The sequence below is a fragment of the Pseudomonas sp. LBUM1653 genome (genome assembly GCF_059716115.1).
The window spans coordinates 867,682-890,974 of the sequence record NZ_CP166803.1; the positions used below are offsets into that span (position 1 = coordinate 867,682).

Here is a 23,293-nt window from a genome sequence, read left to right on the forward strand (position 1 = left end):
ATTTGGTCGATTGCGTGTGTGATCGACTTTCAGGAGCCGCCTCCTTTTCCTGCGCAGTGCGCGCCGGGGTGGCGCGAGGGCTCCCTTTACCAGATAATTCGCCTTGGATTTGACGTCATGACATTGACGGCTGGAGATTTCAGGAGGCTGGATGCACAACGAGGGGAATGTAGTGCCTTTGCGCAAGGTCGCTAGCGACCAGGCGACGCAACCGCCACTCGCCCGCCTGCCTGTCATTGTGCTGCAGGTACGCGACAAGGCTACTCAACAGCTCAGGCAGGGCTTGCAGGCGCTGTTCGATAATGCCGACGATACCCTCTTCGAAATGGCCGACCGGGCACTCGATGATGTCGAGCAGAACCTTTTATTTGAAGCGATGCGCGACTTGCGCTTGAAGCGCAAAAGTATCGAGCGGTTGTTTTTCGAGCAATTCTTCAAGGCGTTCATCAGCCTCGGCCAATGCGACCTCGCTTACAGGGTCCTGCCGCGGTCATTGTCTGCCGATGCCAGCGCGTCTCTGCCGGATGACAGGTCGGGACGCAACCTGGCCGTGGACGCGATGGTCAACAAGGTGCTCTACCGCGACGGTTTCGCCCTTGACCAACTCACCGCCCGCCTCAGTACATTATTGGGCAGGACGCTGATCGAACAGCACAATCCCCTGGGGCCGACAGTGCTCTGCAAATGCTTCCTTGCGGCTGGGCGCCACCTGGGCGTGGACATCAAGGTCAAGCTGATCATCCTCAAGCTGTTTGATCGCTATGTGCTCAGTGGCGCCGGCCAGCTTTACGCCCAGGCCAACCAACTGTTGATCGCCACCGGTGTGCTGCCTGGCCTGAAGCCCGCCCCGACCAGCGACACGGTGGATAGCAACACCGCAGTTGCACTTGCCATGCCGGAAGGTTCGCAAGCTGACGCGCTCACCCTTGACGAGCGCCGTCGCAGCGAGTTGCTCGAGCAGCGGATTCGTGATGCCGAAGAAGGTCGCGCCCAGACCGCTTTGGCTCGCCAGTGCGTCGAGCTGGCGTTGAATCAGGCACTGCTGGGCAAGACATTGCCGCACAGTGTGTTGGCATTCGTGCGCGACACCTGGAGCAATGTGTTGCTACTGACCTGCCTCAAGCACGGCCATCTGTCACCGCAGTGGCAGGCTGATGTGCAGACCATGATGCAATTGATTTGGAGCGTACACCGACATGACCAGCCCGATGCTCGTGAGTATTTGTTGACGCTGGTTCCGGGGCTACTCAAGTCATTGCGCGAGGGGCTGAGCAGTTCGGCGTTCGATCCATTTGCCACCAGCGCGTTTTTCACCGAGTTGGAGCGCTTGCACGTTCAATTGTTCGATCGTCCGGGGCATTCGCGAGCCGATGCGACGGCGATGGTCGAGGTATTGGGGCCAATCATTCTGCCTTCGGCTGAGGAAGGACCCTGCACACTGCCCGCGTTCTCGACGATGGCGAATGATTTGACCGAGCCCTGGCGTCAGTGATCGGCAAGCTGCAGCACCTCAATCGCTTCAAGTGATCGCTCCCGGTGGGCTATCGCGGCATACTGGGCGCCAACACAGTCGTCGTTGAAGGAATCTGTATGCAGCTGGACCCCGCGAGCGGTTGGTGCAAGGGCGTGCATTTATGCCCCTCGCCCAACTTCAATGCGCGCCCCGAGGGCGAAATTTCCCTGCTGGTGATCCACAACATCAGCCTGCCGCCAGCGCAGTTCAAGACTGGCAAGGTGCAGGAGTTTTTCCAAAACCGCCTGGATGTCACGGAGCATCCCTACTTTGAAGGGATTGCCGACCTGCGCGTGTCTGCGCATTTTCTGATCGAGCGCGACGGCACCGTCACTCAGTTTGTATCTTGCATCGAGCGCGCCTGGCATGCCGGTGTTTCGAGTTTTGAGGGGCGAGAAACCTGTAACGATTTTTCCGTAGGCATCGAACTCGAAGGCACGGATGATCTGCCATTCGACGATGCGCAATATCGAGCGTTGACGACCCTGACCCGGCAGCTGCAATCGGCGTTTCCGGCAATCACCGCGCAACGCATCTGCGGGCACAGCGATATCGCCCCCGGGCGCAAGACCGATCCGGGGCCCGCGTTCGACTGGGCACGCTATCGCGCAGCCTTGGCACAAGAGGAAGGATAATGAGTTTTCTGGTGTTGCTGTTGGCGGTGTGGATCGAAAAATTTTCGGCCCTGCGCCACCGGGTTCAACACGACGCTGGCTGGATTCGTGAGCTGCACAAGCTTGAACTCAGCCCGCGTCTGGTGAACCGTCCGTGGCTGGTCCTGGCGGTGCTGGTGTTGTTTCCGGTGGCGCTGCTGGGTTTGCTGCTGGTGGTGCTCGACCCTGTAGCCTACGGTCTATTGGCGCTGCCGGTGCATTTGCTGGTGGTGATCTACAGCCTGGGGCGCGGTGATCTGCTGGGCGGTCTCGGGCCCTTCCGCGATGCCTGGCGTCGCGAAGACCTGCAAGCGGCGGCTCATGTGGCCAAGCGTGATCTGGACATCTGCGCCGACAACGCCGAGCAACTGCTGGAGCGGGTCGAAGGGCATTTGCTGTGGGAGGCCTACCAGAGCTTTTTCGCGATCATTTTCTGGTACTTCCTGCTGGGACCGGTCGCCGCGCTGAGTTATCGATTGCTGGCCCTGGCCGAAGAACACGGGCAAAACCCGGCCGTGGTCGAGCGCGCCGCGCAACTGCGCCATGCATTCGACTGGGTGCCGGTGCGTCTGTTGGCAGCGAGCCTTGCCCTGGTCGGCAACTTCGTCGCGGTCAGCCGGGTGATGTTGCACGAATTGTTGAACTGGAACATCAGCGCCGCCCAATTGATCGAAAAGGTCGGACTGGTGGCCGGCGAAATTCCAGCTCCGGTGGTCGGGCCCGAGGGAATTCACAATCTCGACCGTATCTGGGAGTTGCTGCTGCGGGCGGCTGTGCTCTGGTATGCGGGTTTTGCGTTGTGGACTGTTCTGCCGTAGGAACCGGCGGTGCGGCGATCCGGACGATATCGCCGGCAAGCCAGCTCCTGCAGGTCCGAAATCAGGGCGGCCGGTAAGCCGTCTCGCTTTTGCTTTTGTTCTGCTTTGGCTTTTGATTTTCTCGCCCCCTCACGCCCTCAGCCTGTCCGTCAACCTGTGTCTACCTCCATCAGCCTCTAGCAACGTTGATCCATGCTCAGAGCCTTTGGGAGATTGTTGTCTGAGTACATATCCATTGCTGCGGTAATGGCCACCGAGGGTTCCGCTTTTACAGCGGGTCACTTTGAAAAGCGCAAAGTAACCAAACGCTCTTGCCCCACCACTCGGTGCCTCGCCTAGGCTCGGCATGCCCTCACTCCGGCATTGCTCCGTGGGTCGCCGCGATGGGCCATCCTTGGCCCAGCGCGGCTAAACCGGCATTCATGCCGGTTTACCCACTGCGCAATGCCTGCGTTCGGCCATCGTGGTTAACGGGGCGCCCAAATCTAAAGCCAAAGCGAGGCGGCCTGACAGCCGACCTGATTTTTGCAGATACCCCCAATCCCCTGTGGGAGCGAGCCTGCTCGCGATGGTCGTCAACGATAACGCGCCCTGTCTGGATGAACGCGTTGTCTGGACGTTCATCGCGAGCAGGCTCGCTCCCACAATTGTATCGCGGACAGACCTGCAGTCAGGTCGGCTGTCAGGCCGCCTTGCTTTGGCTTTGGCTTTTGATTTTCTTGCCCCCTCGAGAGGCCGAGTGGAGGTTCTGCGCAGTGGGTAACCCGGCATGGATGCCGGGTTAGCCGCGCTGGGCCATGAATGGCCCAGCGCGGCGGGCCCTGTAGGAGCGAGCATGCTCCGGGCGGCGTTCCGACGAAAAACCTGAGAGCACCACGGGGAGTCAGGCTCCCCGCGTCATCGTTGACCTCCATCGCGAGCAGGCTCGCTCCTACAGGGCTTTTCCAAGTGACTCGCCGTAAGGGCGAAACCATAGGTGGCCGTTACCGCAGGAATGGATATGTACACCCGAAAGAGAATGGTCGGCTGTAAGGCCGCCTTCGCGAGCAGGCTCGCTCCCACAGGATTGTGCGTTCCGTTAACCTTAAGTTACAAAACACTCCCTTGATTTACGCTATACAGAGATAGCGCCGAATACTGGCTATCTGCTGTCTCGCTGCGCTCGCCAATAAAAATAAGAAATCCAAGGGAGACTTCCAGTGATGAGCTTGCTCTATCCCGCCGTCGCGCTGATGAACCGCCTGAGCTTCGGCATGAAGTTCAGCCTGATCAGCGTACTGTTCCTGGTGCCGATGCTGGTAACCAACTTCTACCTGGTCCGTGATTCCTATCGCGAATTCCAGGGCACCCGGGTCGAACTGCAGAGCCTGGATCTGTTGGGCAGCAGCCTCGCGTTAAGGCGTGATCTGGAAACCCTGAACAATCTGGTGCAGATCAACGTCGCCCTGGGCCAGTCCGGCAAGGCGGGGAATGTCGAGGCGCAGATCGGCAAGCTGGAACAAGGTGTTCTGGCACGCTTGCAGGGGTTGACTGCGATGGCCACCGATCCGGAGCAGATCGCCCTGTTCGATGCCAAGCGCGATGAAATGATCAACGCGTTCAAAGCTCAGCAAACGGAAACCTCACTGCAAAGCAAAAGTGCACTGATCGGCAAGCTGCTCGGCAATGCGCAGGTCTTCGGCCAGATCATCGCCAGTCAGGCCGGCCTGAGCCACGACAGCCAAAGTGACATGCGCCAGCTCAGTGAACTGGTCACCAACGTCACTCCGCGCATCACCCAGATGCTCGGCGAAGGCCGCGCATTGGGCTCCGCTTCCCTGGGCCAGGGGTTTCTCAATTCGGGGTCGAGCACGCGTTTCGATGAATTGCTGGCACAAATCGAAAAGCTCCAGGCCGAGTATGGCCTGAAGCTGCAGGACGCGACGGGCTCGAGCAACGCCGCACGCGAAACCCTGGCTGCCCAGGCTGACAGCAGCAAGGCCTCATTGAAAAAGGCCAGTGAACTGTTCGAAGAGCAGGTGGTGATGGCCGACACGCTCGATGCGCCGTGGCAGGCCTTTTACGATCAGGTCTCGGTGCTGATGGGCCAGACCTATCAACTCAATGAAGCCACCTTGAAATTTCTCGGCACCCAGTTGCAACAGCGCCTGGAACAGAACCGCACGCACATGATTTTGCAGGCCGTGGCGCTGTCGGTGGTGTTTGTGCTGATCTTTTATCTTTACGGCGCCTTCTACGCCTCGACCCGCACCACCCTCAAGCGTCTTGGCGCAGTCATGGACAAAGTGGCGGCCGGCGACATGACGGTCACCTTCAACGCCCACAGTCGTGATGAACTGGGCGAGTTGGGCGAGGTGTTCAACGGCACCGTGAAAAAGATCCATGACTTGATCGAGCGTGTCGGGCAGACCGTCGGCGAGGTCGAGCGCCAAGCCGGGCAAGTCGAGAGTGTCTCGGCGCGAAGCAACCAGGCCGTGGCCGGGCAGCGCTCGCAGATCGAGCAGGTCGCCACCGCGATGAACCAGATGTCGGCCACCTCCCTGGAGGTGGCGCGCAGCGCTGCCGCCGCAGTCAGCAGCGCCCACAGCGTCAATGACGAAACGGTGAGCGGTCGTGGGCTGGTGCAGTCGCAGCAGGGCAGCATCGCTGCACTGGCCAGCGAAATCGATCAGTCGGTGCAGGTGATCAACCAACTGGCCAGCGACAGCCAGTCCATCAGTCGTGTGCTGGAGGTGATCAAGAGCATCGCCGAGCAGACCAACTTGCTGGCACTCAATGCCGCCATCGAGGCAGCCAGGGCGGGTGAGCAGGGCCGCGGGTTTGCGGTGGTGGCGGATGAAGTCCGTACGCTGGCCAAGCGCACCCAGCAATCGACCGAAGAAATCGAACAGATGATCGCCAAGCTGCACGGCGGAGTCGGGGCCGCGGTCAAGGCGATGGGCGTCAGCCATGAGATGGCCAACGGTACGGTGGGGCAGTCGGAAAAGGTCCAGCAGGCCCTGGAAAATATCTTGGGGGCTGTCGGCATGATCGTCGACCAGAACCAGCAGATCGCCGCGGCTGTGGAACAGCAGACCGCCGTGGCCCACGACATTGACCAGAACATCGTCGAGATCAATCGTGCCGGAGAACGCACGGCTGAAGGTGCGAATCAGACGGAGGATGCCAGCCGCGCGCTGTCGGCGCAGGTTGTGGAGCTCAAACAGCTGATCAGCGCCTTCCGGGTTTAAAAAGCAGCTCGGCCTCCTGTGGGAGCGAGATTGCTCCCACAGGTTTGTGAATGTCTGAAAATTTTGTAGTACCTATTCTCAGCTTTCGTGGGAACAGTCCTGTTTTCCCCCGCGCTCTGGTTTTTCGTCTTCAATGAACGAAGATCCACTTCAATCAACCGCTTGAAGGAGGCCCGGTCATGGCTGTTGCAACACTTGGAATCCAGGGTCGCTGTGCACATTGCCAGCGCACGCTATTGCTCAAACCCTGGCAACTCAATGCCATTGCAATCAACGAAGCATTCACCTGTTCTCACTGTCAGAAAACCCTGCAACTGTGCGACCCGACACAGATCAAGCGCTTCAAGTCCCTGGACGCAGTGGCCATGTTGAAGGCGAGCCTGTTAGTCATGATTTGCAGCACATTGCTGGTGGCGTTGGTAATGGAATGGATTGGAATGCTCAGCGTCGTGGAGCAACTGAACGTTTCGCTGGTGGCGATTTTCGTCTACTTCGTTGCCCTTCGATTGGCCCGTCAGCGTCAGCACATGACGCTGATTCTTGATGCCGCCAAGGCCCACATCGACTGATTACCAGTTGAACAGTTCGCGGGCATTGGCACTGCTGGCGGCGGCCAGTTGTTCGGGGGCGAGCGACATGATTGCCGCCAGTGCCGTGCAGATCGCCGGCAAGTGCGCCGGGCTGTTGCGCTGGCCTGGGAACATCACGGGCGCCATGTCTGGCGAGTCGGTTTCCAGCACCACCGATTCCAGCGGCAACCGGGCGAGCACGCGGTGCATGCGCAGTGCCTGGGGCCAGGTCGCAGCGCCACCGAGGCCTAGCTTGAAACCGAGTTTGATGTATTCGCGAGCTTCTTCCTCGCTGCCCGCGAAGGCATGGATGATCCCGGCGCGTTTCAACTTGAAACGCTTGAGCGTGGCGATCACGGCCGCATGACTGCGGCGCACATGGATCAGCGCGGGCAGGTTGAAATCCACCGCCAGTTGCAGTTGCGCGTCGAACAACGCTTGCTGGCGCTCACGGTCCAGGGTTTCGATGAAGTAGTCCAGGCCGATCTCGCCCACCGCACACAGCTGGCGATGGCCGGCCAATCGCGTCAGCCAGTCGCCCAGTTCGGTGAGATGCTCGGGGCGATGATCCTCCAGGTACACCGGGTGCAAACCGAACGCCGCATGCAGGTCGGGATCGCTTTGCACCAGTTCCCAGACGCGCTGCCAATTGCCCTGATAAACCCCCAGCACCACCATCTGCCGCACCCCGAGAGCACGGCTTTGGGCCATTAGCGCCTGACGATCCGCGTCGAAGTCGGGAAAGTCCAGGTGGGTGTGGGTGTCGATCAGGTCCATGGCTCAGTCCTGGCGAATACGTTGTTTGAACGTCCGCGCGATGGCCTGCACACCGGGTTGGTAATCGGATTGCTCGATGGCCGCCAGAGCGAGTTCGAGTGCCTTGTCAGCAATCAATTGGTGTTGCTGTGCCATGGCGTTCACCGGCAGCGGCAGGAAATCCAGCAACTGGGTGTCACCAAATGTGCCGAGGCGCAGCGGACGGGTTTTCAGCGGGAAGTCGTGCAACGCATCGAATACACCCTGAAGCAGTACATAAGACGTCGTCACCAGTGCCTCGGGCAAATGTCCTACGCGCTGGAGCAGTTCTTCCATCAACTGTTTGCCGCACTCACGGCTGAACGACTCACCGTGTTCGATCAGTACCTCGCCGTCGTACCCGGTCAGGGCTTCCTTGAAACCGGCGGCCCGTTCCTGGCTGATGCTCAACTCGGGACGGGCGCCGATCAAGGCGATCTGTTTGGGCAACGGATCAAGCAGGCTTTGGGTCAGGTGCAGGCTGGCCTCTCGGTCGTCGCTGATCACCGAGCAGAAATATTCAGGCTCCATGACCCGGTCGATGGCGATGATCGGAATGCCTTTGGCTTGCAGCTGGCGGTAGCTGTCGTCACCGCGCGGCAGGCAACTGGCGACGATCAGGGCATCACAGCGACGGGCGCGGAACAATTGAAGCAGTTGCCGTTCACTGTCGGGTGCATCGTCGGAGCTGGCAATCAACAGCTGGTAGCCACGCGCCCGGGCGCCTTGTTCCAGTAGCTTGGCGATCCTCGCGTAACTGGGGTTTTCCAGGTCCGGCAGAATGAAGCCCAGGGTCCGGGTGTGGCGGCTGCGCAGGCCGGCCGCCTGGGGATTAGGCGTGAAGCCATGTTCTTCGACGACCGCGCGCACGCGTTCGACGGTGGCGCTGCTGATGCGTTGTTGTTCGGCCTTGCCATTGATGACGTAACTGGCGGTGGTGACGGACACACCGGCCAGTTGGGCTATATCACTGAGTTTCAACCCGCTATTCCTTGTTTTCTCGAGCTTGCCTCGACATTTTCACCAATCCTACCCGATTCAGGCAGGCGACCTCGGGCACAACGCATCCGACAAGTTGGACTTCAACGATGCAACATTATCGAGTAACGTGCCAATCACTCTAGATTAAACGTTTCAGCAAGCGTATTTTCTACGTTATTGGCTTCTTCGGCCGGTTCTGCCGCGAAACCGCCGAAGATTGTTTCAAGACAAAGGCCTAAGCTGGATCATTCAAAAACAATACCTGGCGCCTCAGGGTGCCAACAGGAGAAAGCATGCTCGAGCTCACCATAGAGCAGATATCCATGGGCCAGTCGGCTGTGGATAAGTCCGCAGCGTTGCAATTGCTGGCCCGACACCTGATTGCCGACGGCCTGGTTGACGAGGGCTATCTCAGCGGCTTGCAGGCGCGTGAAGCCCAGGGCTCGACCTTTCTCGGTCAAGGTATCGCCATCCCCCACGGTACACCCGAAACCCGCGATCAGGTGTTTTCCACGGGCGTGCGCCTGATGCAATTCCCCGACGGCGTGGACTGGGGCGACGGACAGATCGTCTACCTGGCGATCGGCATTGCCGCCAAATCCGACGAACACCTGCGCCTGCTGCAACTGCTGACCCGTGCCTTGGGCGAGACTGATCTGGGCCAGGCCTTGCGTCGCGCCAGTACCGCCGATGCCTTGCTGAAACTGCTGCAAGGCGCGCCGCAAGAGCTGGCGCTGGATGCGCAGATGATCGGCCTGGGCGTTGCCGCCGAAGATTTCGAAGAGCTGGTCTGGCGTGGCGCGCGTTTACTGCGTCAGGCCGACTGCGTCAGCAACGGTTTCTCCGCCGTGTTGCAGCAAGTGGAAGCGCTACCGCTGGGCGATGGCCTGTGGTGGCTGCACAGTGAACAAACGGTCAAGCGTCCGGGTTTGGCGTTCGTCACTCCGGACAAACCGCTGCGCTACCTCGGTCAACCGCTGAGCGGTTTGTTTTGTCTGGCCAGCCTTGGCGAGGCCCATCAAGCGTTGCTAGAACGCCTGTGTGCGTTGCTGATTGAAGGTCGCGGCCATGAGTTGGGCCGTGCCACCAGTTGCCGCGCGGTGCTTGAAGTGCTCGGCGGCGAGCTGCCGGCGGACTGGCCGAGCGCACGCATTGCGCTGGCCAACGCCCACGGCCTGCACGCCCGTCCGGCGAAGATCCTCGCGCAACTGGCGAAAAGTTTCGAAGGCGAGATTCGCATCCGCATCGTCGATGGCCAGGACAGCGCGGTGTCGGTGAAAAGCTTGAGCAAACTGCTCAGCCTCGGTGCCCGTCGCGGTCAGGTGCTGGAAATCATCGCCGAGCCGAGCATTGCTGCCGATGCCTTGCCCGCCCTGTTGGCCGCCATCGAAGAAGGCCTCGGAGAAGAAGTCGAGCCGTTGCCAGCGGTGAGCCAGCCGCGTGAAGAAATGCTCGAGGTGGCCCAAGTGCTGCTCGCCCCGGCGTCCGGCAGTCTGGTGCAGGCCATCGCCGCCGCCCCGGGAATCGCCATCGGCCCGGCGCATATTCAGGTGCTGCAAACCATCGATTACCCGCTGCGCGGAGAGTCCGCCGCCATCGAGCGTGAGCGTCTCAAGCAAGCGTTGGCGCACGTGCGTCAGGACATCGGCGGCTTGATCGAGCGCAGCAAGGCCAAGGCCATCCGCGAGATTTTCATCACCCACCAGGAAATGCTCGACGATCCGGAATTGACCGATGAGGTCGACACCCGTCTCAAGCAGGGCGAAAGCGCGGAAGCGGCGTGGATGTCCGTGATCGAAGCCGCCGCCAGGCAACAGGAGTCCTTGCAGGACGCCTTGCTCGCCGAGCGCGCCGCCGATCTGCGCGACATCGGTCGCCGAGTGCTGGCGCAACTCAGTGGTGTCGAAACCCTGAGTGAACCTGAACAGCCGTACATTCTGGTGATGGACGAAGTCGGTCCATCTGACGTGGCGCGACTTGATCCGACCCGTGTCGCCGGCATTCTCACCGCGCGGGGTGGCGCCACCGCCCACAGCGCGATTGTGGCGCGGGCCTTGGGGATTCCAGCGCTGGTGGGCGCCGGTGCCGCGGTGTTGCTGCTGGCACCGGGTACGCCGCTGTTGATCGATGGTCAACGCGGTCGTTTGCATGTGGACGCCGACGCGGCGACCTTGCAGCGTGCCACCCAGGAGCGCGACACCCGCGAGCAACGCCTGAAGGCCGCCGCCGAACAACGCCATCAACCGGCATTGACCACCGACGGCCACGCGGTCGAAGTGTTCGCCAATATCGGTGAAAGCGCCGGCGTCAACAGTGCGGTAGAGCAGGGCGCCGAAGGGATCGGTCTGCTGCGCACCGAGCTGATTTTCATGGCCCACCCGCAAGCGCCGGACGAGGCGACCCAGGAAGCCGAATACCGCCGCGTTCTCGATGGCCTGGCCGGTCGACCGCTGGTGGTGCGCACCCTTGATGTCGGTGGCGATAAACCGCTGCCGTATTGGCCGATCGCCAAGGAAGAAAACCCGTTCCTCGGGGTGCGCGGCATTCGCTTGACCCTGCAACGGCCGCAGATCATGGAAGCACAGTTGCGCGCCTTGCTGCGCGCCGCCGACAACCGCCCGCTGCGGATCATGTTCCCGATGGTCGGCAGCGTCGACGAGTGGCGCCAGGCGCGGGACATGACCGAACGCCTGCGCCTGGAAATTCCGGTGGCGGACCTGCAATTGGGGATCATGATCGAAGTGCCATCGGCGGCCTTGCTAGCGCCGGTGCTGGCCAAGGAAGTCGACTTTTTCAGCGTCGGCACCAATGACCTGACGCAATACACCCTGGCCATCGACCGTGGGCATCCAACCTTGTCGGCCCAGGCCGATGGCTTGCATCCGGCGGTACTGCAATTGATCGACATCACCGTGCGCGCGGCCCATGCCCATGGCAAGTGGGTCGGCGTGTGCGGCGAGCTGGCGGCCGATCCGCTGGCGGTGCCGGTGCTGGTCGGCCTGGGTGTGGATGAACTCAGTGTTGGCGGGCGCAGCATTGCCGAGGTCAAGGCGCGGGTTCGCGAACTCAGCCTGACCCGGGCTCAAACCCTTGCCCAACAGGCACTTGCCGTGGGCAGCGCGAATGAAGTGCGCGCATTAGTGGAGGCTTTGTAATGGCCAGGATTTTAACCCTGACCCTCAACCCGGCGCTGGACCTCACCGTCCAGCTTGCGCGCCTGGAACCCGGTCAGGTCAACCGCAGCGACACGATGCACACCCACGCCGCCGGCAAAGGGGTGAACGTGGCGCAGGTGTTGGCGGACCTCGGGCATCAATTGACCGTCAGCGGTTTTCTCGGTGAAGACAATCTGCAAGCGTTCGAAACCCTGTTCGCCAAACGCGGTTTTGTCGATGCGTTTATTCGTGTTCCCGGCGAGACGCGCAGCAATATCAAACTGGCGGAAAGCGACGGGCGCATCACCGACCTCAATGGCCCGGGACCGCTGGTCAGCGCGGCGGCGCAGCAGGCACTGCTCGAGCGTCTCGATCAGATTGCGCCGGGGCATGACGCGGTAGTGGTTGCCGGCAGCCTGCCCCAAGGCATCAGCCCGCAGTGGTTGCAGGCGTTGATCGGGCGATTGAAAGGCCTGGGCTTGAAGGTCGCCCTCGACACCAGCGGGCAGGCATTGCGTGCCGCGCTCAAGGCCGGTCCATGGTTGATCAAGCCCAATGCCGAGGAACTGGCTGAAGTGCTCGGTGGCGAGGTGGTGTCGGTCATGGCCCAGGCTGAAGCCGCCAGCCGTCTGCACGCCCAAGGCATCGAACATGTGGTGATATCTCATGGCGCCGAAGGCGTGAACTGGTTCAGCGTCGGTTCGGCGCTGCACGCCACGCCACCCAGGGTCAGTGTTGCCAGTACGGTCGGGGCGGGTGATTCGCTGCTGGCCGGGATGCTTCATGGCCTGGTCAACGCCGACACGCCCGAGCAGACGTTGCGCACTGCCACGGCGATTGCCGCGATGGCGGTCACCCAGATCGGTTTCGGTATCAGCGATGCTGCGCAACTGGCGCAGCTCGAACAGGGTGTGCGCGTGCGCCCCCTGACAGAACAATAAGAGGGTTGGTCATGAAGTTAGCCATTGTTACTGCCTGCCCGAATGGCATGGTCACCAGTGTGCTGTGTGCCCGTTTGCTCGATGCAGCGGCCCAGCGTCAGGGCTGGAGCACCAGCGTCGAGATCAGCGATGCGGCGCATCCCGAACGGCAACTGTCGGCAGCCACGATCGAGGCCGCCGAGTGGGTGTTGCTGGTGACCAGCGCGCCTGTGGATATGTCGCGTTTCGTCGGCAAACGATTGTTCCAGAGCACCCCTGCCCAAGCGCTGCAAGATGTCGAAGCCGTGTTGCGCCGTGGTGCTGAAGACGCTCAGGTATATGTTGCACCTGAAGCCGTGGTCGAGCCGGTTGCGGTCGTTAATAACGCGCCGCGACTGGTTGCCGTGACGGCGTGTCCGACCGGTGTGGCCCACACCTTCATGGCCGCCGAAGCCTTGCAGCAAGCGGCCAAGCGCTTGGGCTATGACTTGCAGGTGGAAACCCAGGGCTCGGTCGGCGCACGCAATCCGCTGAGCAGCGACGCGATAGCCGACGCCGATGTGGTGCTGCTGGCGGCGGACATCGAAGTCGCCACCGAGCGTTTTGCCGGCAAGAAAATCTACCGTTGCGGCACCGGCATTGCCCTCAAACAGGCTGAAGCGACGCTGAATAAAGCGCTGGCGGAAGGCCGGCAGGAAACCGTCTCGACCGGTGCCAAGGGGCCGGCCAAACAAGAGAAGACCGGGGTCTACAAACACCTGTTGACCGGCGTGTCGTTCATGTTGCCGATGGTGGTGGCCGGCGGTCTGATGATCGCCTTGTCGTTCGTGTTCGGCATCACCGCTTTCAAGGAAGAGGGGACGCTGGCGGCGGCGCTGATGCAGATCGGCGGCGACACCGCGTTCAAACTCATGGTGCCGTTGCTGGCAGGCTACATCGCCTATTCGATTGCCGACCGTCCGGGCCTTGCGCCGGGGATGATCGGTGGCCTGTTGGCCAGCACCCTGGGCGCCGGGTTTATCGGCGGGATCATTGCCGGTTTCCTCGCTGGTTACGCGGCGCAGGCGATCAATCGTTATGCGCGGTTGCCGCAGAGTCTTGAGGCGCTGAAACCGATCCTGATCATCCCGTTGCTGGCGAGCCTGTTTACCGGCCTGGTGATGATTTACGTGGTCGGCAAGCCGGTGGCGGGCATGCTCACCGGGCTCACGCATTTCCTCGACAGCATGGGCACCACCAACGCGATTCTGCTCGGCGTGCTGCTGGGCGGCATGATGTGCGTCGACCTTGGCGGGCCGATCAACAAGGCCGCCTATGCGTTTTCGGTCGGGCTGCTGGCGTCGCAGAGTTATGCACCGATGGCGGCGACCATGGCCGCCGGCATGGTGCCACCGATCGGCCTGGGGATCGCCACGTTCATCGCCCGGCGCAAGTTCGCCCAGACCGAACGCGAGGCGGGTAAAGCGGCCTTGGTGCTGGGGCTGTGCTTCATCTCCGAAGGCGCGATTCCGTTTGCCGCGAAAGACCCGCTGCGGGTGATCCCGGCGAGCATTGCCGGCGGTGCGCTGACCGGTGCCTTGTCGATGTACTTCGGCTGCAAGTTGATGGCGCCCCATGGTGGGCTGTTCGTGTTGGCGATTCCGAATGCGATCAACCATGCGTTGCTGTATTTGCTGGCGATTGTTGCGGGGAGTTTGTTGACGGCGGTGGTGTATGCGCTGGTCAAGAGGCCGGAGGTGGTGGAGTTGGCGGTAGACCCCGTCACCGCCTGACACCCTAACCCTGTGGGAGCGGGCTTGCTCCCACAGGGATCTGCTGTGTTGGTAAGTTTGTGGCATGTCTAAGACACAGCCTTACATGTAGCTGCTGAGATGCAGCATTAGATTTCTGGGTAATTTGATCATTGCGAGATTCTCTATTTTCGCAATCTGCCTGGCGGTTAGCAGATGGATCGCCATGGCATCCTCTTCTTGATGCCAAGCCATTATCGGCATCAGGGCATCCGTGGTAACGGTCGGGGGTAAATCGGTTTCGAATACCGCCAGATCGCGGGCTTCGTCTCTCCCGTAAATTTGAAACTTCAAATCATATTTCATGGTTCAACCATCCTGGTTACGTTGGCCGGCGCTGTCTGCGCCTGTGTCTTCGAGTTAAAACTACTGAAGTGGCTCAGGCGCTGGCGTTAGGACGTTTCTCCATGGCGCTGTTGAAATTTCCTATTCTTTGGTAGGGCCAGCAAATCAGTCGGTCCAGGGAGAACACCATGAGCGAACTCGACCTCGGCCGCCGGCGTATCATGCAAGCGCTTGGTGCCGGTTTTTTGATGCCAGGCCTCGCACCGGCGGTGATCGCTTCGGTCAAGGATCGTCCACAACTCACCGACGGCGTGCAGTCCGGCGACTTGCTGGGCGATAAAGCGATCATCTGGAGCCGCTGCGATCGGCCTGCGCGGATGGTGGTTGAGTGGGACACCCGCAGTCTCTTTCCCAATCCCCGACGGTTCGTCTCGGCCCTGGCCGATGCCCGCAGCGATTTTACGGCGCGGGTCGAACTCACCGGGCTACCCGCCGATCAGGCGATTTTCTACCGTGTGCTGTTTGAGGATGCCCAGAGCGGCGTCGCCAGCGCGCCGTGGTTCGGCCACCTGCGCAGTGTGCCCCAGATCCGGCGCGATATTCGTTTCGTCTGGAGCGGCGACACTGCCGGTCAAGGCTTCGGGATCAACCCGGACATCGGCGGCATGCGCATCTACGAAGCCATGCGCCTGCGCCTGCCGGACTTCTTTATCCACAGCGGCGACACCATCTACGCCGACGGCCCCATACCTGCGCTACTCCTCACCGAGGGCGGCCGGGTATGGCGCAACATCACCAGCGAGGCGAAGAGCAAAGTCGCCGAAACCCTCGACGATTACCGTGGCAACTACCGCTACAACCTGATGGACGAAAACGTCCGCCGTTTCAACGCCGAAGTCCCGCAGATCTGGCAATGGGATGACCATGAAGTGCTGAACAACTGGTCACCGGGGACAGCGCTGGATAAGCGCTACACCCACGAAGATATCCACAGCCTGGTGAGTCGCGGACGCCAGGCGTGGCTTGAATATGCGCCGATGCGCTGGCAGGCCGCCGAGGGTGGCAAACGGATTTATCGTCAACTCGCTTACGGGCCTTTGCTCGATGTGTTCGTGCTCGACATGCGCAGTTATCGCGGGCCCAATGACGCCAATCTTGGCGATGCCAAAGCGTTTCTTGGACGTGAACAACTGGACTGGCTGAAGGCTTCGTTGAAAGCTTCCAAAGCCCAATGGAAAGTCATCGCTGCGGACATGTCGATTGGCCTTGGCGCACCGGATGGCCAGGTCAGTCCCGGCGTGATGCGCTGGGAAGCAGTGGCAAACGGTGACTCCGGACCGGCCCAGGGTCGGGAGCTGGAAATTGCCGAGTTGCTGGGTTTTCTGCGGGCGCAGCAAGTGCGCAATTTTGTCTGGCTGACGGCGGAAGTGCACTATTGCGCGGCGCATCACTATCACCCGGACCGTGCGGCGTTTCAGGACTTTGAACCGTTCTGGGAGTTTGTCGCGGGGCCGCTGAATGCGGGGAGCTTCGGCCCGGACAAGCTGGACAAGACCTTCGGCCCTGAAGTGGTGTTCGAGAAAGCGCCACCCGCGCAAAACTTGTCGCCGTTTGCCGGATTTCAGTTTTTTGGCGAGGTGAACATTGATGGGCAGAGCGGGGAGTTGAGTGTGGTGTTGCGGGATCTGGAAGGGGTGGCGGTGTTTGAGCAGAAGTTGCAGCCTATCTAAAATACCAGCCCCTGTGGGAGCGAGCTTGCTCGCGATGACGGTGGGACATTCAACATTTAAGCTGGCTGTCAGTCCGCTTTCGCGAGCAAGCTCGCTCCCACAGTGGATTCGGGGGGGTCAGTAAACGTCGCGGCGATAGCGGCCTTGTTCGATCAGGCGCTCGACCTCGGCAGCGCCGAGTACATCGTTGAGAACTTGATCGACGCCTGAGGCCATGCCCTGCAAGCTGCCGCAGATGTAAATCACCGCACCGTCCGCCAGCCACTTTTTCAGCTCTCCGGCCGATTCACGCAAGCGATCCTGCACGTAGATCTTCTCGGCCTGGTCCCGCGAAAACGCGAGGTCCAGGCGCTCAAGATCGCCGGCAATCAACCACTCTTGCAGCTCATCGCGACACAGATAGTCATGCTCACGATTGCGCTCGCCGAACAACAACCACTGGCGTTGCTGGCCATCGGCGATCCGCGCCTTGAGCAAGCTGCGCAGACCGGCCAGCCCGGTGCCGTTGCCGATCAGGATCATCGGCACCGGTTCATTGGGCAGGTGGAAGCCGCTGTTGCGGCGCACGCGCAGGCTGATGCTGCCACCCACGGGGGCGTGTTCGGTCAACCAGCCGGAACCGACGCCAAGGCTGCCATCGGGATGCAGTTCCTGGCGCACGATCAATTCGAGGATGCCGTCGGCAGCAATCGAGGCGATGGAGTATTCGCGCATCGCCAAAGGCACCAGCGCAGCCACCAGCGCCTGGGCATGCAAGCCGACCAGATGCGTCCGGTTCTCGGGCAGCTGGCGACCGGCCAAGGCCTGCTCCAGCGTTTGCGACAAGCCATCGAGTTCAATCGTGGCCCGACCATCAATGCCCAGGCCATCGAGGAAATGCTCAATCGCCCATGGACAATTGCGCGGCAGCACCTCCACCAGATCACCGGCCAACCAGCTGCTGGTACTTGGAGCCTTGAGGCCCAACATGTACACCGATGAACCGCTGCTGTCAGGGTTGAGCAATTCCCTACGGACCAGGGTCCAGTTTTCGTAGCTCGGTGCTTGCCAGGTGCCCACAGGCGCCTGGCCGGTCACCAGGCCGAGTTGCTGCTGCCAGTGACGCAAGGCATAGGGGTCGCCGCTGTCGACTTCCACCGGTGCGAACAAGGTCTTGCCGCCGTGCTCGCCCAGCCACTTGTGCAGGCGCTGGGCGAATCCGCAGAAGTGTTGATACTGCCGGTCGCCGAGTCCCAGCACGGCGTAGTTCAGGCTATCGAGGCTCAACGCCCGGCCCAACACCTTGCGCTCGAAACCCCGGGCGCTGTCCGGCGCTTCGCCGTCACCGAAGGTGCTGACCACAAACAGCGCGTTGTTCGAAGCATGCAGGTCCTGCTCGCTGACATCCGCCAGCGGCTGCACCTTCACCGGCAGGCCCGCCGCCTGCAACTGGCCAGCGGTCTGCCAGGCCAGTTGCTCGGCGAAGCCACTCTGGCTGGCGAAACCGATGAGCCAGGCCGGGGTGTCGCTGCCGGGTTGCGCCAGGCCTTTGCGGGCGTCCTTGATCTGGCGCTTCTTGCGTCGACGATCAAGGTACAGCAGCCAGCCGGTGATGAAGAACAGCGGCATGCTCAAGGCCGTGAGCGTCAGGATGATGCGCCCGACGATGCCGAAGTAGCTGCCCACGTGCAGCGCATAGATGCTGGTCAGCAGCTGCGCCTTGAGGCTCTTGTCGCTGTAGCGGTCATGCCGTTTTATCGCGCCGGTTACCGGGTCGAGGGTGATCTGGTTCAGCGCACGGTCGTGGGGCGAGTTTTTCAACAGGTAGAAAACGGTTGCCGGTTGCCCGGCCACGGGCGGCATGCGGGTGTTGTAGAAGCTCAGGTCGGGACCGGCAGCGCTGTAGATGCTGCTCCATACGGCCGAGTAATCGACCGTTGGAGCAGGACCGCTTGGCGCAGGGCCGCGCCCGCCGCGTACCCGTTCGTTTTGCGGCGAATCGGAGAGCAGGCGAGTCAAGCCCTTGTTGTACCACTCGTAGGACCAGGACAAGCCGGTCAGCGCGGCCAGGAGGTAAAACACCAGGCACCAGGTGCCGGCAATCGAGTGCAGGTCCCAATTGAAGCTGCGACCTTTTTTCTTCCAGTCGAGGGTCAGCCAGGCGCGCCAGCTTTTCCACTGGCGAGGCCAGCGCAGGTATAGCCCCGACAGACAGAAGAACACCAGGATCAGGGTGCAGGCGCCAGTGATTTGCCGGCCAGTATCGCCCATGGCGAGGAAGCGGTGCAGTTGCAGCATCAGGCCGAAGAAGCCTTGGCCGGTGGCGTCGCCCAGGAGTTCGCCGGTATACGGATCGACGTAACGCATGGGGCCGCGCCGCTCGCCCGCTGGCGGAGTGAAGAACACTTTTGCGGCAACGTCGCTGTCGATGCCGACCGAGAGCATCGCGACTTTCATGCGCGTCGCCGCTTCGATCTTCTCCACCAGATCGGCGGGTGGCAGCACGCCGGCGACTTGTTTCTGGACCTGCAACACGGAAGGGTTCAGCGCGTACAGGATTTCATCCTGAAACGAGACCGTTGCACCGGTGATGCCCATCAGGGCCAGGACCAGTCCGGCGCTGATGCCAAAAAACCAGTGCAACTGGAACAGGGTTTTCTTCAACACGTCGCTCGCCTTGTTCGTTTAAAAATAATCATCACGGCGCGCATTATGCCGTGGGTTGTCGAGAAACATTCCCTTTACACACAAAAGCCCCGTTCACCTGGATGAACGGGGCCTGACCTCACTGCCGGCCAATCCATGTGGGAGCGAGCCTGCTCGCGAAGGCAACATCAGCCGCGACAAATGCGTTGCGACAGACACCGTATTCGCGAGCAGGCTCGCTCCCACATTGGTCAGAAGTGGAAGTTGGTGCTCAGCAACGCAGTCCGGCCCGCCGCCTGGTTGGCGAAGTGCGTGGAGAACGCCTTGTCGTAGTAGGTGACGTCGGTCAGGTTCTGCACGTTCAACTGCAGGTCGATGTTCTTGGTCAGCTTGTAGGCGGCCATGGCGTCGTAACGCACATAGTCGTTGACCATAGTGGTGTTGGCCGCGCTGCCGAACACGTCGTCGACATAGAACGCACCGCCACCGATGGTCAGCTTCGGCGTGACCTGGTAGGTCGTCCACAGGCTGGCGCTGTTTTTCGGGGTGTTAGGCAGTTCGTTGCCGTCGTTGGCTTTGTTTGCCGGCATGTCACCACCATCGATTTGCTCGCTGTCCATGTAGGCGTAGCCGGCGAAGACTTGCCATTTGTCAGTGAGTTTACCGGTGGCCGACAACTCGAAACCTTGAACACGGGTTTTGCCGACGTTTTCGTACGTAGTGGTGTTGGTCTGTACACGAGCGTTGTCTTTCTCCGTGCGGAAGATATCCGCGGTCAAGGACAAACGATCGTTCAGCAGATCCCACTTGGTACCGATTTCGTAGTTCTTGGTGGTTTCCGGCTCCAGGTCGCTGCTCAGCAGGTTGCCGTTGCGATCCGGGGTGCCGCCCAGCGGGTTGCCGTCCTGACCTTCGCCAAGCGTGGAGCCCGGAGGTGTCGCGGACGTTGCGTAGGACGCATAGATGCTGCCGTTTTCCGCTGGTTTGTAGACCACACCGAACTGACCGGTGACGAACTCGCTGACATCATCGCCCTTGGACGTGGTGGTGCCGGCGGCGTTGTAGGTCTTGTAGTCGGTGTCGAAATGGTCGTAGCGCAGGCCCATGTTCACCAGCCACTGTTCGGACAATGTCAGGGTGTCGAACACGTAAAGCGCGTAGGTTTTACCCGTGGTGTCGGTGCCGGCGTAGTTGCGGGTGATCGAACCGTTCCATGGATCGTTCGGGTTCGGGTTCGACAGCGAGGTGCAGTTGTAGCCGCTCGGAGCACCGATCATCGCTTGGGCGCAGTTGCTGCCTGATGGAGTCGCTGGTGTAATTGGAGTCAGTGGCGTTGTATCGGTGTTGACGGTATACGAGGACTTTTTGCTTTCCTCGCGGCTCAACTCGATACCGGTGGCGAAGCTGTTCTTGAAGCCTGCGATGTAGACATCACCAAACAGGTCGGTCTGGTTGGTCGTCGTATCGGTGTTGCTGACGCGGGTGTTGGCCCGACGCCACACGGTACCGTTGTTGACGTTGCCCTTGCTGTCGTCCGGCTGGGTCAGGATGTAGTCCTGCATGCTGCTGCCGTGGCGCAGGGTGTTCTTGACGGTCAGCGCGTCGTTCAGGTCGTGCTCGACGGCGATGGTCGCGGTGTCGGTACGGCCCTTGCGGAAATCACGATCGGTCAGGCCGTAGAAGTTGCTGCTGTCGCCGCCGGCGTACGGTTTGTCCGGATTGGACTTGGTGCGGGCAGTCGAGCCACCGGCCGGGATGGTGTAGGGAATACCCGAATCCGGCGTGTCGTTGCTTTCCAGGTGGTAGTAGTCGAGGTTGACACGGGTGTCGGTGCCCAAGCCGAAGGCCAGCGATGGCGCGACGCCCCAGCGATCGTAATCGACGCTTTCGCGGCCTGCGACATTGCTTTCGTGGCTCATCAGGTTCAGACGACCGGCAGCGGTGTCGGAAAACTGGTAGTTGCCGTCCATGGTGTAACGCTGGGTCTGGTCGGAACCCCAGGTAAAGCCACCGTCGAACGAGTCGCCCAGGTGGGCTTTCTTGCTCACCAGGTTGATGCTGCCGCCGGCAGCGCCGCGACCGCCAATGGCCGAGTTGGGGCCCTTGCTGACTTCGATCGATTCAACGGCGAAGATTTCGCGGCTCTGCGAACCGGTATCGCGCACGCCGTCCAGGTAGGTGTCGCCTTGGGCATCGAAACCGCGAATGAACGGACGGTCGCCCTGGGGGTTGCCGCCTTCACCGGCACCGAAGGTGATGCCTGGAACGGTGCGCAGTGCGTCCTGCATGTTCAGGGCGCCGGTGTCCTTGAGAACTTGTTGCGGGATGACGGTGATCGAGCGCGGTGTGTCCACCAGGGGCGCGGTGTACTTGGGCGAGGAGGCTTTTTCGACGTTGTAGGAGGTCTCGTCCTGGGCTTCGCCGGTGATCGCGGTAGCACCCAGGGAAATCGTGTTGCTCGGCGCTTTCTCGTCGGCTTTTTCAGCGGCGAAAACCATGTGGCCCGCAGAGCCGGCAGTGATTGCCACGCCAATTGCGGAAGCGAGCAGACGCGGTGAACTGACCGGTAGTTGTGGGTGTTGACGTGACATTTTTATTCCCCTCCCCAAGGATTTGAGGCGGCGGAATATAGGGTAAACACGTATTTGTATCAATTGCGAAATATTACTATTCGCGCTGAATTTACATTCTTTACAATTTAGCCATACGGTTTTTACCGTTTCATTCGTCTCGCGGGTTTTACACGGGCAATAAGAATCAATACCATTGGCATCCCTTTGCTCTCAGGTGCTTGCCCCATGCTGCTGCACATTCCCGGCTTGTTCGAAAAAGAAGAAGTGCAGCGTATTCGCGAGGCTCTGCAACAGGCCGATTGGGCCGATGGCAAGATCACGGCCGGTTACCAGTCGGCCAAGGCCAAGCACAACCTGCAGTTGCCGGAAGGTCACCCGCTGGCCAAGGAGATCGGCGCGGCGATGCTGGAGCGGCTGTGGAAAAACCCGCAGTTCATGTCAGCGGCGTTACCACACAAGGTGTTTCCTCCGTTGCTGAACTGTTACACGGCCGGCGGCAGTTTCGACTTCCACATCGACAACGCCGTGCGTCAGCCCAAGGGCAGTATCGAACGGGTGCGCACCGACCTCTCGGCCACGCTGTTCTTCAGCGAGCCCGAGGACTACGACGGCGGCGAACTGGAGATCCAGGACACCTACGGCACCCAGCGCGTGAAGTTGCCGGCTGGCGACATGGTGTTGTACCCCGGCACCAGCCTGCACAAGGTCAGCGCCGTCACCCGTGGTACGCGCTACGCCTCGTTTTTCTGGACCCAGAGCCTGGTGCGCGAAGACAGCCAGCGGGCGCTGTTGTTTGAGATGGACGGGGCGATCAGGCAACTGACCCAGGACGTGCCGGATCACCCGTCGCTGATCCGCCTGACGGGGACTTATCACAACCTGTTGCGTCGTTGGGTCGAGGTATGAGTTTTCAATTGCGCCGCCAAGAGGTGCTCGATGGAGACCGTCTCAAATCCATGCTCGACGAAAGCCCCGCCCGTGCGGCCCAGGCGATTGTAGCGGCGGCCCGCGAGGGGCTCGTCGATGCCCAGGCGCTGCTCGGGCAGATCCTGCTGGACGGAAGTGGAATCGCCCAGGATCAACCGCTGGCGTTGCGCTGGTTCGACATCGCCTCCCGACAAGGGCACCTGATGGCGCGCAACATGCTTGGGCGCTGTCATGAACATGGCTGGGGTTGTGTGGCCGATGCAGCGGCGGCGGCTCGGCATTATCGAATCGCCGCAGAAGCGGGGCTGGATTGGGCGATGTACAACTACGCCAACCTGCTGGCCACTGGGCGCGGAGTGGCCGAGGATCAATCGTCGGCGCTGAACCTGTATCGCCGCGCCGCCGAGCTTGGCCATGCGAAATCGATGAACCTGCTGGGACGCTATCTGGAAGAGGGGCGCGTTTGCCCGGCAGATCCCAAAGCGGCCCGGGACTGGTATCGGCGTTCGGCGGTAGGTGGGGATTTTCGTGGGCAGTTCAGTTATGCGGCGGTGTTGGCCGCTGAGGGGAACATCGACAGTGCATTGGGTTGGCTGCGCAAGGCATTGACCGGTGGCAATCTGAACTTTCTTCGGGTGGCGAGCCAGGCGCTCATGGGCGCAACCGAGCCCCGGATTCGCGCAATGGCCGACGACTACGCCAAACGTTGCGCCGAGCTGTAAGCACACC

General features: G+C 61.1%; 16 protein-coding genes. 11 read left to right on the forward strand and 5 right to left on the reverse strand.

Annotated elements, in window-relative coordinates; all coding sequences use genetic code 11:
* Nucleotides 1-151: 151 nt before the first annotated feature.
* The 5 genes from ACA054_RS03860 (at nt 152) to ACA054_RS03880 (ending at nt 6,783) form a co-directional block, all read left to right on the forward strand.
* Entirely contained in the window at nt 152-1,492 is a 1,341-nt protein-coding gene (locus tag ACA054_RS03860; RefSeq protein WP_497688258.1) for a DUF1631 family protein, read from the forward strand.
* A 98-nt stretch (nt 1,493-1,590) separates the two neighbouring features.
* On the forward strand, nt 1,591-2,148 hold the full coding sequence (ampD, locus tag ACA054_RS03865; RefSeq protein ID WP_497690241.1) for a 1,6-anhydro-N-acetylmuramyl-L-alanine amidase AmpD: 558 nt from the start codon (nt 1,591-1,593) through the stop codon (nt 2,146-2,148).
* A complete protein-coding gene (ampE, locus tag ACA054_RS03870) occupies nt 2,148-2,984 on the forward strand; it encodes a regulatory signaling modulator protein AmpE (protein ID WP_497688259.1) in 837 nt (278 codons plus the stop codon). The genes ampD and ampE overlap by 1 nt, the downstream gene beginning before the upstream one ends.
* Nucleotides 2,985-5,509: 2,525 nt before the next feature.
* Nucleotides 5,510-6,214, forward strand: a complete 705-nt coding sequence (locus ACA054_RS03875) for a methyl-accepting chemotaxis protein (protein ID WP_497690242.1) — start codon at nt 5,510-5,512, stop codon at nt 6,212-6,214.
* Between the two features lie 179 nt (nt 6,215-6,393).
* Nucleotides 6,394-6,783 carry a hypothetical protein gene (locus tag ACA054_RS03880; protein WP_497688260.1) on the forward strand — a complete coding sequence of 130 codons (390 nt, stop codon included), beginning with the start codon at nt 6,394-6,396 and terminating at the stop codon, nt 6,781-6,783.
* Here ACA054_RS03880 and ACA054_RS03885 read toward each other — a convergent pair whose 3' ends face one another.
* The gene (locus tag ACA054_RS03885) at nt 6,784-7,560 is read right to left on the reverse strand and encodes a TatD family hydrolase (protein WP_497688261.1); all 777 of its coding nucleotides are present in this window, start codon (nt 7,558-7,560) and stop codon (nt 6,784-6,786) included.
* Between the two features lie 3 nt (nt 7,561-7,563).
* Nucleotides 7,564-8,559, reverse strand: coding sequence for a catabolite repressor/activator (cra, locus tag ACA054_RS03890; RefSeq protein WP_497688262.1), 996 nt, complete (start codon nt 8,557-8,559; stop codon nt 7,564-7,566).
* Nucleotides 8,560-8,852: 293 nt separating this feature from the next.
* Here cra and ptsP point away from each other — a divergent pair, with 293 nt between their 5' ends.
* Genes ptsP through ACA054_RS03905 form a run of 3 tightly spaced genes read left to right on the forward strand, consistent with a single transcriptional unit; the run spans nt 8,853 to nt 14,406 of the window.
* Entirely contained in the window at nt 8,853-11,714 is a 2,862-nt protein-coding gene (gene ptsP / locus ACA054_RS03895; RefSeq protein ID WP_497688263.1) for a phosphoenolpyruvate--protein phosphotransferase, read from the forward strand.
* Nucleotides 11,714-12,655 (forward strand): 1-phosphofructokinase, encoded by a 942-nt coding sequence (pfkB, locus tag ACA054_RS03900; RefSeq protein ID WP_497688264.1) that lies wholly within the window; start codon nt 11,714-11,716, stop codon nt 12,653-12,655. The genes ptsP and pfkB overlap by 1 nt, the downstream gene beginning before the upstream one ends.
* Nucleotides 12,656-12,666: 11 nt before the next feature.
* Entirely contained in the window at nt 12,667-14,406 is a 1,740-nt protein-coding gene (locus ACA054_RS03905) for a PTS fructose-like transporter subunit IIB (RefSeq protein ID WP_497688265.1), read from the forward strand.
* Nucleotides 14,407-14,487: 81 nt separating this feature from the next.
* On the opposite strand, the gene ACA054_RS03910 is transcribed toward ACA054_RS03905, so the two are convergent.
* Nucleotides 14,488-14,730 carry a pyocin S6 family toxin immunity protein gene (locus tag ACA054_RS03910; protein ID WP_497688266.1) on the reverse strand — a complete coding sequence of 81 codons (243 nt, stop codon included), beginning with the start codon at nt 14,728-14,730 and terminating at the stop codon, nt 14,488-14,490.
* Between the two features lie 167 nt (nt 14,731-14,897).
* Here ACA054_RS03910 and ACA054_RS03915 point away from each other — a divergent pair, with 167 nt between their 5' ends.
* Nucleotides 14,898-16,439 carry an alkaline phosphatase D family protein gene (locus tag ACA054_RS03915; protein WP_497688267.1) on the forward strand — a complete coding sequence of 514 codons (1,542 nt, stop codon included), beginning with the start codon at nt 14,898-14,900 and terminating at the stop codon, nt 16,437-16,439.
* 117 nt (nt 16,440-16,556) lie between these two features.
* Here the strand turns inward: ACA054_RS03915 and ACA054_RS03920 are convergent, their stop codons facing one another.
* Nucleotides 16,557-19,085: a PepSY domain-containing protein gene (locus tag ACA054_RS03920; RefSeq protein ID WP_497688268.1), complete on the reverse strand. Its 2,529-nt coding sequence runs from the start codon at nt 19,083-19,085 to the stop codon at nt 16,557-16,559.
* Between the two features lie 230 nt (nt 19,086-19,315).
* Nucleotides 19,316-21,655, reverse strand: coding sequence for a TonB-dependent receptor (locus ACA054_RS03925; RefSeq protein ID WP_497688269.1), 2,340 nt, complete (start codon nt 21,653-21,655; stop codon nt 19,316-19,318).
* Nucleotides 21,656-21,862: 207 nt separating this feature from the next.
* Here ACA054_RS03925 and ACA054_RS03930 point away from each other — a divergent pair, with 207 nt between their 5' ends.
* Nucleotides 21,863-22,543, forward strand: coding sequence for a Fe2+-dependent dioxygenase (locus ACA054_RS03930; RefSeq protein WP_497688270.1), 681 nt, complete (start codon nt 21,863-21,865; stop codon nt 22,541-22,543).
* A complete protein-coding gene (locus ACA054_RS03935; RefSeq protein ID WP_497688271.1) occupies nt 22,540-23,286 on the forward strand; it encodes a tetratricopeptide repeat protein in 747 nt (248 codons plus the stop codon). The genes ACA054_RS03930 and ACA054_RS03935 overlap by 4 nt, the downstream gene beginning before the upstream one ends.
* Nucleotides 23,287-23,293 lie beyond the last annotated feature (7 nt).

Bases quoted from the DNA above. Each gene is read 5' to 3' on its own strand.
- ACA054_RS03860 (WP_497688258.1), top strand. From the start codon at position 152: ATGCACAACGAGGGGAATGTAGTGCCTTTGCGCAAGGTCGCTAGCGAC.
- ampD (WP_497690241.1), top strand. From the start codon at position 1,591: ATGCAGCTGGACCCCGCGAGCGGTTGGTGCAAGGGCGTGCATTTATGC.
- ampE (WP_497688259.1), top strand. From the start codon at position 2,148: ATGAGTTTTCTGGTGTTGCTGTTGGCGGTGTGGATCGAAAAATTTTCG.
- ACA054_RS03875 (WP_497690242.1), top strand. From the start codon at position 5,510: ATGTCGGCCACCTCCCTGGAGGTGGCGCGCAGCGCTGCCGCCGCAGTC.
- ACA054_RS03880 (WP_497688260.1), top strand. From the start codon at position 6,394: ATGGCTGTTGCAACACTTGGAATCCAGGGTCGCTGTGCACATTGCCAG.
- ACA054_RS03885 (WP_497688261.1), bottom strand. From the start codon at position 7,560: ATGGACCTGATCGACACCCACACCCACCTGGACTTTCCCGACTTCGAC.
- ptsP (WP_497688263.1), top strand. From the start codon at position 8,853: ATGCTCGAGCTCACCATAGAGCAGATATCCATGGGCCAGTCGGCTGTG.
- pfkB (WP_497688264.1), top strand. From the start codon at position 11,714: ATGGCCAGGATTTTAACCCTGACCCTCAACCCGGCGCTGGACCTCACC.
- ACA054_RS03905 (WP_497688265.1), top strand. From the start codon at position 12,667: ATGAAGTTAGCCATTGTTACTGCCTGCCCGAATGGCATGGTCACCAGT.
- ACA054_RS03910 (WP_497688266.1), bottom strand. From the start codon at position 14,730: ATGAAATATGATTTGAAGTTTCAAATTTACGGGAGAGACGAAGCCCGC.
- ACA054_RS03915 (WP_497688267.1), top strand. From the start codon at position 14,898: ATGAGCGAACTCGACCTCGGCCGCCGGCGTATCATGCAAGCGCTTGGT.
- ACA054_RS03925 (WP_497688269.1), bottom strand. From the start codon at position 21,655: ATGTCACGTCAACACCCACAACTACCGGTCAGTTCACCGCGTCTGCTC.
- ACA054_RS03930 (WP_497688270.1), top strand. From the start codon at position 21,863: ATGCTGCTGCACATTCCCGGCTTGTTCGAAAAAGAAGAAGTGCAGCGT.
- ACA054_RS03935 (WP_497688271.1), top strand. From the start codon at position 22,540: ATGAGTTTTCAATTGCGCCGCCAAGAGGTGCTCGATGGAGACCGTCTC.